The sequence below is a fragment of the Psychrobacter sp. H8-1 genome, from assembly GCF_904846575.1.
GTDB lineage: Bacteria > Pseudomonadota > Gammaproteobacteria > Pseudomonadales > Moraxellaceae > Psychrobacter > Psychrobacter fulvigenes.
On sequence record NZ_CAJHBG010000001.1, the window covers coordinates 3,013,193 to 3,025,651 of the forward strand.

A 12,459-nucleotide genomic window follows, 5' to 3' on the forward strand; every position below is an offset into this window, starting at 1 on the left:
AGAGATATTAAGAGTTACTGTTTATTCTTATAATAAACGTTACCCTAAACAGCCTACATACTAGGTAAAACTGCGATACCCAACACTATAAGTCAAAACCACCTTCCAATTATCTAACAGACCAAAAAAACCGCCTTGAGCATCAACTCAAGGCGGTTTTTTATATCAAGCAAAACTAATTATTCAGCAGTTGAGTTTGAACCCTGCTCGATACCTTTCATAGTCAGCTTAATGCGACCACGGTTATCGACGTCTTGGACGAAGACATTGACCGTCTGACCTTCTTTTAGATAGTCTGATACATTCTCTACGCGCTCTTCTGCGATTTGTGAGATATGTACTAAGCCGTCAGTATTTGGCAAGACGTTAACGAACGCACCGAAGTCTACGATACGAGCAACCGTACCTTCATAGGTTTTGCCGACTTCAACTTCAGCCGTTAATGCTTCAATTTTACCAATAGCGGCTTTCGTCGCGGCTTTGTTTTCACCAAAGATACGAATCGTACCAGCATCGTCGATATCGATGACTGCACCAGTCTCTTCCGTTAGCTGACGAATCATCGCGCCGCCTTTACCGATGACGTCGCGAATCTTATCAGGGTTGATTTCGATAACCGCATAGTTCGGGGCATGAGCGTTGATTTCTGTACGGCTCTCTGGCAATACTTTATTCATTGCTTCTAAGATATGGATACGACCAGCATGAGCTTGCTTAAGCGCTTGCTCCATGATGTCTGAAGTAATACCTTCGATTTTGATATCCATCTGTAGCGCAGTGATACCGTCTTTAGAACCCGCAACTTTAAAGTCCATATCACCAAGATGATCTTCATCACCTAAGATGTCTGATAAGACCGCAAAGCGCTCGCCTTCTTTAACCAAGCCCATCGCAATACCAGCAACTGGTGCTTTGATTGGGACACCTGCATCCATCAATGCCAAGCTTGCACCGCAAACAGACGCCATAGAAGATGAACCATTTGACTCAGTGATTTCTGAGACCACACGGATGACATATGGGAAGCGTTCGCTGTCCGGTAGCATCGCTTGTACCCCACGGCGTGCTAGACGGCCATGACCGATTTCACGACGTTTTGGAATGCCTTCACGGCCAGTCTCACCGACTGAGAAATGCGGGAAGTTATAATGCAGCATGAAATGATCACGAATAGTGCCCGCTAGCGAGTCAATCATATTCACATCACGGCTGTTACCAAGCGTGGTGGTCACCAATGCTTGCGTCTCACCGCGAGTAAATAGCGCTGAACCATGAGTATATGGTAGGACACCAACTTGTACGTCTATCGCACGAACGGTCTCAAGATCACGACCATCAATACGTGGCTTACCAGATAGGATATTATCACGCACGGTACGGTACTTAAGATCGTTATAGATCTCTTTTAGCTCAGCCACAGTATCACTGTAGGTTTCTGACTCTGGATCACCGGCTAACGCATCGATAGCAGCTTGCTTGATTTCGTCAAGCTTAGAGTAGCGCTCTTGCTTATCAGTAGTGGTATAAGCGTCAGCAACCTGTGCACCGAACTGCTCTTTCATGTTGTTTTCAAGCGTTTCATCATGCTTAGGAGCAGTGAACTCTTGCTTTGCAGTGCCAACTTCTTCTGCCATTGAAATAATATTGTCAATGACGATTTGCTGCTGCTCATGGCCATATAGTACTGCGCCTAGCATTTGGTCTTCTGATAGCTCAGCTGCTTCAGATTCAACCATAAGTACTGCAGACTTTGTACCGGCAACTACCAAATCAAGATCGCTTTCTTTGAGCTGCTCAAGCGTTGGGTTTAGGACGTATTCACCATTGATAAAGCCAACACGTGCGGCAGCGACAGGACCATTGAATGGTGCATCAGAGATAGCAAGCGCTGCTGAGGCGCCTATCAGTGCTGCGATATCGGCATGTTGAGTCTTATCTGATGAAACAACGGTAGCCGTGATTTGAATCTCGTTAAGGTAGCCTTCAGGGAATAATGGACGAATCGGACGGTCGATTAGACGCGACGTTAACGTTTCAAACTCACTGGCACGGCCTTCACGTTTACCGTAAGCACCTGGGATTTTACCCGCAGCATACATTTTTTCTTGATAGTTGACAGTCAATGGAAAGAAGTTTTGTCCCTCGCGGGCTTCTGACTTTACTACGGCTGCTACTAGTACGGTGACACCGCCCATATGTACCATGATAGAGTTGGCTTGGCGAGCGACGCGGCCAGTTTCTAGCACGACTTTTTGGTCGCCGTATTGGAATTCACGCTTAATGGTATTAAACATTGTTGGAGCTGTCATATAATTTTCCTAATGATGAATGACGAAATTGATATCAGCCATATAATGCACGATATCTGTCGTTAAAAATTCTGTTGTGTGCTTAGTGAGGCTTGCAAGTCCGGCTTGCACACTTTGCTCTTGAGCACACATTTATTGGTCGTACTTTTGTTTCTTCTTGATTGTTCTACATTCAGCTTTTTATCACTGATCCCTTATCACCGATCATTGTGATTACTGCTGATAAAAAATGCACAAATCTCAATGTTACCCATATCGTTTGGCGCTACCAATGCTTATCAAGCAGGCATAATACTCACACCATAAACAGCAGGTAACCTTAAAAACTTAATAGTGCACTATTTTACAGTGATTTATGAGTATTGACCAATTAATTGCAAAACTAGCTCAAATTCATTTACTCTTTAACAGTAGATGCAAAAATTTGTTTTTGACCTGACTTTGACTTGATATCGACTCTAAGAGAGAACGAACTTGCATAAAAAAACGGCGTGAAACTATTCCACACCGTTTTTATAAAACTCATATTTTAGATAGATAATAGCAAGTTGGTCTATTAAGCAAAGCTGCAGCAACCTCACTTGGCTCTTATCTATCAACGATCGTTAAATTAACGACGTAGGCCTAACTGGCTAATAATGGTGCTATAACGACCAAGATCTTTACCTTTTAGGTAGTCTAGTAGCTTACGGCGTGTATTAACCATACGGATAAGACCGCGGCGGCTATGGTGGTCAGCTTTATGAGCTTTAAAATGGTCTTGTAGATCATTGATACGCGCGCTTAGTAGAGCGATTTGAACTTCAGGTGAACCTGTGTCATTTTCGCTGCGCTTGTATTGGGCAATGATTTGTTCGCGATCAGTATTAGTTAGCATAAATTTTCTCCGGCAATGCTAAAAGTTTCAATGCTCGCTCAAGCCATGTTTTCTCAACATAGTTAAGCACCTTTGAAACCATAGAATAAATAAAATAGCTCACCTGTCATTCGGGACAACCCTGCATTACTAGAGTTGACCTAGTGGACAGTGAGCACAGTGTTTGAGCTTAGCAGTTTCTGCTATTAGCGTGGCAGCGATTATAACAAAAAACTGCTGAACTAACAGCAGTTTTCACGATTAGTTTCAACAGTTTTGAAAGCATGGCTTAAGTAAGCGCCATATCGATTTAAAGCTTATTTAATTTTATTTTTTAGTGTCACTTTTTGACGTCGTCTTCAGTAGCGTTACCGCCAAGTGCATCATCATCTAACGGCACTGTCGTTGCTTCAGCGACACTATCAGGCACTGAGTCTTCACTAGGATTGATGTCTTCTGCTAATTTTTGTATTTTTTGTTCTTGCGCATCCATATCTTGTTTTGACTTGTCCATAATATCTTCCCTTTTATGAATTTAATAAAGATAAGCCCTAGCCATATCAGCTAGCACCTATCTGATTACTATTGTATCGAAGCTATTTGGTCAGTATCAACCGATCGATATTACTTATCTTTTTTAGCTTCTTCTAAGTTGTCTGCAATACGCTCTGCAGCAGCGTCTGTATCTTTATCATAATTGTCTTCAGTTTGATTTTTTAGTGATGAAATCTCTGATTCAGACTTCTGCTGTTCAAACTTAGTATCATTGGGATTAGGCTGTGTCATAGTTTTTTCCTTTTTTGTTGTCATGATTGATGGTGGGTTGTAAGTAAGCGTGAGGTGTTAATTTTTTTAAATTATGATAAGGCTTTATCTATAGCTGCTACAAAATTATTAATATCATCTGGATTACGCGAAGTAATCAAATTACCGTCTACTTGTACGGTTTTGTCTACAAAGTTTGCACCAGCATTTTCTAGATCCAACTGTAGTGAATGATAAGCCGTAAGCGTTTTGCCTTTAGCGATACCTGTGTTAATAAGAATCCAAGGCGCATGGCAAATGACAGCTAACGGCTTACCAGCATCATTGATCGCGTTTACTATATTATGAGCCTCTTCGTTACCACGTATGGTGTCAGCGTTCACCGTGCCACCTGGTAAAACTAAGGCATCATAGTCAGCAACGTTTGCGTCTTTTGCAAAGATGTCAGCAGTGAAGGTAGCACCTTTATTGACGTCCTGATTCATCGCTTGGACGTCTTTTTCTTCATTAGTGGTGATCAGTACTGTCTTGTAACCTTTGGCTTTCAATTGGTCATTGACGTCTTCATACTCTGCTTGTTCAAAGTTATTATGTAATAAAAAAGCAATTGTTTTCATAATATCCCTTCTCTTGTTATAGAAACATAGGTTGTATGCAACTCTTTTTTTATAGCTTAATTTGTTCTTAATTTTTATTTTATGGATGTTTATTCTTCATAAGTTATCGGTAAGACTTCCTCTGAGATTTTTTTGTTATAGGTAATTATTGTAGTTAGTTATTATTATTTTTATCCAGCTTCCTCTAGCTGACTTAACCACTGTACAAAAAAAGCAGGTTTCACCATAGGCGAAACCTGCAATAAAATGTGACGATATGTGATTAATGTAATGAGCCCGTAAGTTATACCCAAACTTAGTGAGTTAGGATAAATGCTTCCAAACTGTTAGCGATAGTAACGCCTAGACCTTAGTCATAAGCTATAATTGAATTAACTTTTTAGGTTGTAAGCGACCGTTCAAACTGACTGCACCTAAGCCAATGAATTGCCCTTGCTCATCAACCAGACGAATATCGACAGGCACCTCATGTAACACTGGCTGACTATCAGCAGTTTCCTCATCAGTCGTGCTGCTTTGTTGATTAGTGTTTTCAGCAGTTGCTAGCTCTTGGGCAACAGTGGTTGAGATATAATTTTGCAAGCTATCTGTCAATTGATTAATGACGTTTAGTCGCTGACCTTGCCTCACCCGTGCACACTGCTCAGCGTCCAAAGTAAGTTTTGGTTCGATATCAACACAGGCATCTATGGACAGTAGCTGCGACAGGCGATCTTCCAATGTCAACGCCTCTAGCTGCGGTAAAGTAATGGCATCATCTATCAAAAACTTACCTGTTTTTAGACGGCGTAAAGCAATTAAATGGCCTAATGTACCCAACGCTTTGGCAATATCTTCTGCCAATACACGTACATAAGTGCCTTTAGTACAGGTGACGGTTAGCTGCAGTTGCTGTGCATTGACCAGTATTAAAGAGATATCCTTAATGACGATATCTCTAGCTGCACGTTCAATCTCGATACCAGCACGCGCATAATCGTAAAGCTTCTTTCCGTCTTTTTTCAAGGCAGAATACATGGGGGGAGTTTGCTGCTGAGCCCCTGAGAACTGCTGAGCGATACTGTCCAAAAGCGCTTCGTTGAGCTCTGGTACAGCCGCTTGCGCAGTTACCTGCCCATCTGCATCACCAGTATCCGTCTGCTGACCCAGCAAAATAGTTGCTTGATAAGATTTGTCAGCATCAAGCTGATAGTGGCTAAACTTAGTTGCCTCACCCAAACAGACAGGTAATAGTCCTGTCGCCATGGGATCGAGCGTCCCTGTATGACCTGCTTTTTTGCTGTCATGTATGGGTGACTTAAACAGATACTTAACTTTTGACACCACCTGTTGTGAAGTCATGCCTATGGGTTTGTCTACTAAAATGACACCCGAGACTCTTTGTTTAACTGGAGATATCGACATAATGGAAAATTACTCGTCTGCTTCGTTTTGCTCAGTTTTTGTGACGGCCTGACTGATCAAGTCCATCATATAGTTACCACGAGCGGTTACTTCATCATAATGAAAGCGTAGACGTGGAGTGGTACGTGTTTTTAGGCTGTGGCTGAGCTCAGTACGCAAAAAACCTGCCGCTTTATTAAGGACTTGCACACTTTGCTCATGACTACTCTTAGTCATAGCATCGTTCAGCTCAGGTTCCATGATGGTCACGTAAATATCTGCGTAACCTAAGTCTGGACTCACCTTAACACTAGAGATAGTGACAAAGCCTGTCAGGCGTGGGTCGTTCACTTCATCACGAATAAGAACGGCTAGCTCACGCTGAATCTGATCGGCTAAGCGTTGTAAACGTTGGCTCATATTGTTTTCCTGTTTTTAATATTAATGAATCAATAGTATCTGATGGTACAAATATACGATAAAAAAGGCCTAGCAGGATGAACCTGTTAGACCTCAGTACACGGTTATGACGTTAATCTAAGATCAACTTGCTAAGTATATAGCATACTTAGCAATACGCTTAGATAGTACGTGCAAACTCTTGGATTTCAAAGACTTCGATCTTATCGCCTGCTTCAACATCATATCCACGGACGGCCAAACCACATTCCATACCAGTGCGCACTTCATTAACGTCTTCTTTATAGCGACGTAATGACTGCAACTGACCAGTAAAGATGACTTGATCATCACGCAGTACACGGATTGGTTTATTACGATAGATAGTACCTTCAACCACCATACAACCAGCGGCTGCACCAAACTTGCTTGAACGGAATACTTCACGGACTTCAGCAATACCCAAGATCTTCTCGCGATGCTCTGGTGCCAGCATGCCACTCATGGCTGCTTTGACATCATCGATCAGGCCATAGATGACGCTGTAGTAACGAATATCCATATCAGCAGCGTCTGCTTTACGGCGTGCGGTACTGTCTGCACGGACGTTAAAGCCTAATAAGACTGCTTCACTTGACTCTGCAAGAGTGACGTCAGATTCAGAGATAGGACCCACACCTGAGCTAATAACTCTCACTTTGACTTCGTCAGTAGAAAGCTCATTCAATGCCGCAAGTAATGCTTCAAGCGAGCCACGAACGTCTGTTTTTAGAACGATGTTTAGGAAAGACACGTCGCCTTGACCCATCTGCTCAAACATACTTTCTAAGCGCATTTTGTTCTGACGCTCAAGTTGCTGCTCACGCTCACGGTTGGTTCTGAAATCTGCCACTTCACGTGCTTTTTTCTCATCGGTGACAACTAGGAACTCACTACCAGCCGCTGGCGTCTCAGGTAATCCCAAGATCTCAACAGGAATAGAAGGACCAGCTGTTTTGATACGCTGACCACGCTCATCAATCATGGCGCGGACTTTACCGTAGTGCTCACCAGCCAATACTAAGTCGCCTTGTTTTAGCGTACCCTTTTTGACCAATACGCTAACGACTGGACCACGGCCTTTTTCAAGTTTTGATTCGATGACCACACCTTGAGCAGCACCGTCTAATGGCGCTTCTAGCTCCATTAGCTCAGCTTGTAAGCTAATAAGTTCTAATAAGCCATCGATACCATCACCAGTCTTAGCTGAGATACGCGCCATTGGCGTATCACCGCCCCACTCTTCTGATACCACTTCTTTCGCTGTTAATTCGTTCAACACGCGATCTGGATCTGCGCTTGGCTTATCCATCTTGTTGATAGCAACGATAAGTGGCGTACCAGCAGCGCGCGCATGGTCAATCGCTTCTTCAGTTTGCGGCATCATACCGTCATCTGCTGCAACGACCAATACCACAATATCAGTCGCCTGAGCACCGCGTGAACGCATGGCACTAAAGGCGGCGTGACCTGGAGTATCAAGGAAAGTAATAACACCTCGGTCGGTCTTCACATGATAAGCACCGATATGCTGAGTAATACCGCCAGCTTCACCCGTAGCAACTTTGGTCTCACGGATTTTATCTAGTAGTGAAGTTTTACCATGGTCAACGTGACCCATGATGGTCACCACTGGTGGACGTGTTTGCACGTTACTGCTACGCTCATCAACAGCATCCTGCAGATCATCTTCGACCTTGGTATCACTTACTGGTACTGGATTGTGACCCATCTCTTCAACGATTAAGCTCGCTGTCGCTTGATCAATCGTATCTGACTCACGAGCCATCTCACCCATTTTCATGAGTAACTTGGTCACTTCACGAGCTTTAACAGCCATGCGCTGAGCAAGATCTGCTACTGTAATTTGCTCACTGATCTCAACATCATAAACAATTTTTTCGACAGGTTTTTCGAACTTATGCTGCGACGCTTGTGTTGAACGCAAACCGTTTTTACGGTTTTTGAACTCACGCTCATCTTGATTCTTACGGCGACGACCACGAGCACCTGTGCTACTTGCACCGCGCTTAATCTCACGACGTTCTTTTTCAAATGACTCTTCTAGAGCATCACCAACCAAACCTTCAGCTAACGGCTCGTCCTTACGAACTTCAGCCACAGGCTCACGGTCAGTATATTTACCAGCCATTTTGCGCATTTGCTCAAGGGTGCGCTTTTGCGCTTCTTCAGCTTGGACGCGGCGTGTTTCAGCTTCGATTTGACGTAGGCGCTCTTCTTCTTTTTCGCGCACTTCGCGAGCTTTACGCTCAGCTGCCGTCTCCACTTTTGGCTTAGTAGGTGCAACTTTTTTCTTTTCTTTCTCTTTTTCTTTGGTTTTGACTTCAACAGCAGCCTTGCCACCTTTTTTGACCACCACAGATGTAGAGACATCGTCGTTTTTGCCGTCTGACTTTTTACCTGAGCCCAGACTTGCACGCATAGCAGCCAATGTTGCTGCTTGACGTTCTTCTGACTTTTTCTTCGTTTCGGCACGCTCTTCTGCTTCTTTAGCAGCACGAGCTTGCGCCTCAACCATGGCCTTTTCGCGAGCCGCTAATTCTGCAGCGATTTTCTCTGGATCAGGCTTTTCAAAAACTTTCTTTTTGCGCACTTCAACATTGACACTCTTCGATTTACCAGAAGAGCCAGTCACACGCGCAGTGCTTGTCGTCTTAGATTTGAGGCTAATACGGCGCTTTTCCTGCTGGCCATGACTTTGTTTTAAATACGCTACCAGCTTCTCTTGCTCACGTTCGGTGACCATGTCATCCTCTGCGCGCGCAGGCAGCCCAGCATCCTGCAATTGCTGTTGTACAGCACTAGCGGTTTTGCCTACCATTTCTGCCAGTTCTTTGACGGTCTTATCTGCCATTTATTATCACCTACTGTCTATTATTTGCTATATGTTCAATTCAGTTGTTGGCTACAAATGATTGGGTTTGGGCTGATACGCGCGTTGTTTATGATAGCTGATTATTATATTAGCATGCTAAATAACGATTTTTATCGACCCTTTACTATTAATAGCATATCACTAAAAGACAGTGATATGCTCCTAATACCTATTCATTGAACCAAGATTCCCGAGCTTTCATGATCAGCTGACCTGCTGTTTCAGCATCTAAGCCTTCGATACCCTCTAAGTCAAATACCGCTTGCTCAGCTAGATCATCAACAGTAACGATGTCTTTTTGTGCCATTTTATAGGCCCAGCTGACAGTCATACCTTCAAGATCTTGCAGTTCTTGACTTGGCTCTTTCATGTTTTGTTGTTTGACCAGTTCATCGGCGATGACCACTTCTTTTGCGCGCTCTTGAATCATATCAATCGCTTCGTCATCTAAACCTTCGATATCGTAAAAAGTTTCGACAGGTACGTAAGCAACTTCTTCAATGCTGGTAAAGCCAATGTCAACCAGAGCATGCGCTAGATCCTGATCTACTTCTAGACGCTCGTAAAAAAGCTCAACAAATACTTTGGTCTCATTTTCTTGACGTTGCTGATACTCTTCTTCAAGCATCATGTTTAGCTTATAACCTGTGAGCTCTGACGCTAAACGTACGTTTTGGCCTTGTGAGCCAATAGCACGTGCGAGCTGGTCATTAGTGCTGAATACAATGTCTGCTGTGTGCGTATCTTCATCTAAGATAATGCTGCTAACGTCTGCAGGCTCAAGCGCACTGATGATATATTGTGCAGGATCATCTGACCATACCACCACATCAATGCGTTCGCCATCAAGCTCTTGCTGTACCGCTTGTATACGTGTGCCACGCATACCAATACAAGCACCAACGGGATCAATACGATGATCGTTGGTCTTCACTGATATTTTAGCACGAGTACCCGGCAGGCGAGCGACGTTACGAATTTCAATTATTTCTTCAGCAATCTCAGGCACTTCTTTTTGCATAAGCGCTGAAAGCATTTCAGGATGAGTACGTGATAAAAGCAATTGTGCACCGCGATTTTCACGGTTTACATGATATAAGATAGCATTGATGCGTGATTTAACGCGCAGCTGCTCTCGCGGCAACATGTGGTCGCGAGACAAATAGCCTTCAGCATTATCACCTAAATCAATGATATAGCCATCACGGGTTTGTTTTTTGACTTCGCCGTACATCATCTCGCCAATGCGTGGCTCAAAAGCATCTGCTACAAGCGCACGCTCAGCTTCACGGATTTTTTGGATGATGACTTGTTTGGCTTGCGTAGCAGCAATACGACCAAATTCAATGGACTCAATTTGCTCTTCTTTGACATCACCGATCGACCATTCTTCTTGGTCAAGGTCAGTAATAGCAAGCTGACAAGCAGGCATCTCATGATCTTCGTCTGCAACGACAGTCCAGTAACGATAAGTATCATAATCACCAGTCGTGCGGTCAATGGCTACCCGTACTGCCACTTCTGGCTGTTCGGTGTATACTTTTTTCTTGGTCGAAACCACTAAAGCTTCTTCTATTGCTTCAAAGATATCTTCAGGATTTAAGCCCTTTTCATTACTGACGGTTTCAACTACCGTTAAGATTTCACGACTCATGCTATACCTGTCCTATACTTGCTTAAATTTTGTCATTTATGTATTAGCGTTATTTTCTAAGTTAAATTACGTGCTATTTATAAGTGAGTTCATTAATTAATTAGCTAACAATGAACAACACTGATTTAGTTGTGAGCACAACGCATGCTTGACACTATAATAAGCGTCTAAGCAACCACTAAGCATCTTCAAAAACTAAGTTAGCTTTATCAATATTACTAAGTGCAATCTCAAACTGCTCGCCATCTGTTGCCGTTAGTTTGAGAGTCGTAGAGTCCATACCATCCAGTTTTCCCGTCACTTTTCGGCGCTTTTTATCGCCTTGCCCGATCGCTTGTATCAAGCGTAGGCTAACCGTTTGACCCACATAATCCAGCATTTGCTCATCTGAGAAAAACACTCTGTCAAAACCAGGTGAGGACACTTCTAAAATATATTCACCTGCAATGGGATCATGAACCTCAAGAATACCGCTAACTTGATGGTTAACTGCAGCACAGTCTTCAATCGTTACTTGCTTGTCTTGTGCTTTTTCTTCAGGTAAAGATTCAATATAAATACGCAGCAAAGAGCGACGGCCCTGTGGTGCAAATTCTATACCCCATAGTGCCACATCACAAGCAGCTACCGCAGGGGCAATAATATTAGTGAGCTCTGCAACTTTGGTCGAAAGTTTCATAATCTATTTATCGTTTCCTATTCACTTATCTATCGTACTTAATGTAATGCGTGCATTGTTTATTGGTATTGTTTATCAGTTATGCATAGCTAGCCACAATATTCGCTGCTTTGCTTGTCGATATAGCGACAACTTGCTGAGCAAGACCTCATACCCGTTTTGTACATACGAATTTATATATGAGGGTACAACCCTTGAACCTCAAGCTCAAACCATGAATGCTATTATTGTTTTTTAAAGCAAGTGTTTTTAAAGCAAGATTATCACTAAAGGAGTGCAGAATAACAGACAATGTCGCTCATAAATAACTGCGCATGTGACCGATATTATCGTACACTATGGGCGTAGAGCTTAGCATAAGTAGGATAGATACCGTGGTAACACCGACAATCAGATACAAAAAAACCCACAAACATAATGGTGGGCTAATTTACACTGATAATTTAGTGTATCAAAAATCAGTATTAAAAGTGGTAGCGGGGGCTGGATTTGAACCAACGACCTTCGGGTTATGAGCCCGACGAGCTACCAGACTGCTCCACCCCGCATCAATTTAGAATGCACATTGTATGTGAGTTTTATAGACCTGTCAATCTTTATTTAAAATAAACTTTAAATTAGAAATCTCATATCTACAATAACCAACTTAACACTGTGCAGCATAACGCATCACGTAACATATAACTTGGTGCGATTGGGGGGACTTGAACCCCCACAGCTTGCGCCACCACCCCCTCAAGATGGCGTGTCTACCAATTCCACCACAATCGCTTGTTGTTACGTCTTACTACAACCTTCTTTACTAGACTATTTTTATTTTGCTTTACTGCAATGTATTGCTTTATGTCCTGAGGAAGACAAT

10 protein-coding genes and 2 tRNA genes are annotated in these 12,459 nt (G+C 43.0%); all 12 read right to left on the bottom strand.

Annotated elements, in window-relative coordinates:
- Nucleotides 1-179: 179 nt before the first annotated feature.
- The gene (gene pnp / locus JMY01_RS12480) at nucleotides 180-2,294 is read right to left on the bottom strand and encodes a polyribonucleotide nucleotidyltransferase (RefSeq protein WP_201577645.1); all 2,115 of its coding nucleotides are present in this window, start codon (nucleotides 2,292-2,294) and stop codon (nucleotides 180-182) included.
- Nucleotides 2,295-2,919: 625 nt separating this feature from the next.
- A complete protein-coding gene (rpsO, locus tag JMY01_RS12485; protein ID WP_201576293.1) occupies nucleotides 2,920-3,186 on the bottom strand; it encodes a 30S ribosomal protein S15 in 267 nt (88 codons plus the stop codon).
- Nucleotides 3,187-3,505: 319 nt separating this feature from the next.
- Nucleotides 3,506-3,679, bottom strand: coding sequence for a hypothetical protein (locus tag JMY01_RS12490; RefSeq protein ID WP_201576294.1), 174 nt, complete (start codon nucleotides 3,677-3,679; stop codon nucleotides 3,506-3,508).
- Between the two features lie 110 nt (nucleotides 3,680-3,789).
- Nucleotides 3,790-3,951, bottom strand: a complete 162-nt coding sequence (locus JMY01_RS12495) for a hypothetical protein (protein WP_201576295.1) — start codon at nucleotides 3,949-3,951, stop codon at nucleotides 3,790-3,792.
- Nucleotides 3,952-4,022: 71 nt separating this feature from the next.
- Complete coding sequence (locus JMY01_RS12500; RefSeq protein WP_201576296.1) at nucleotides 4,023-4,547, bottom strand: type 1 glutamine amidotransferase domain-containing protein; 525 nt, start codon at nucleotides 4,545-4,547, stop codon at nucleotides 4,023-4,025.
- A 360-nt stretch (nucleotides 4,548-4,907) separates the two neighbouring features.
- Nucleotides 4,908-5,951 (bottom strand): tRNA pseudouridine(55) synthase TruB, encoded by a 1,044-nt coding sequence (gene truB, locus JMY01_RS12505; RefSeq protein ID WP_201576297.1) that lies wholly within the window; start codon nucleotides 5,949-5,951, stop codon nucleotides 4,908-4,910.
- A 9-nt stretch (nucleotides 5,952-5,960) separates the two neighbouring features.
- Entirely contained in the window at nucleotides 5,961-6,350 is a 390-nt protein-coding gene (locus JMY01_RS12510; RefSeq protein ID WP_201576300.1) for a ribosome-binding factor A, read from the bottom strand.
- A 160-nt stretch (nucleotides 6,351-6,510) separates the two neighbouring features.
- Nucleotides 6,511-9,243 (bottom strand): translation initiation factor IF-2, encoded by a 2,733-nt coding sequence (gene infB, locus JMY01_RS12515; RefSeq protein WP_201576303.1) that lies wholly within the window; start codon nucleotides 9,241-9,243, stop codon nucleotides 6,511-6,513.
- Nucleotides 9,244-9,433: 190 nt separating this feature from the next.
- Nucleotides 9,434-10,918 carry a transcription termination factor NusA gene (gene nusA / locus JMY01_RS12520; RefSeq protein WP_201576306.1) on the bottom strand — a complete coding sequence of 495 codons (1,485 nt, stop codon included), beginning with the start codon at nucleotides 10,916-10,918 and terminating at the stop codon, nucleotides 9,434-9,436.
- A 178-nt stretch (nucleotides 10,919-11,096) separates the two neighbouring features.
- Nucleotides 11,097-11,597, bottom strand: a complete 501-nt coding sequence (gene rimP, locus JMY01_RS12525; RefSeq protein WP_201576309.1) for a ribosome maturation factor RimP — start codon at nucleotides 11,595-11,597, stop codon at nucleotides 11,097-11,099.
- A 471-nt stretch (nucleotides 11,598-12,068) separates the two neighbouring features.
- Nucleotides 12,069-12,145: transfer RNA gene (locus tag JMY01_RS12530), tRNA-Met, on the bottom strand.
- Between the two features lie 138 nt (nucleotides 12,146-12,283).
- A tRNA-Leu gene (locus JMY01_RS12535) sits at nucleotides 12,284-12,368 on the bottom strand.
- Nucleotides 12,369-12,459: the final 91 nt, after the last annotated feature.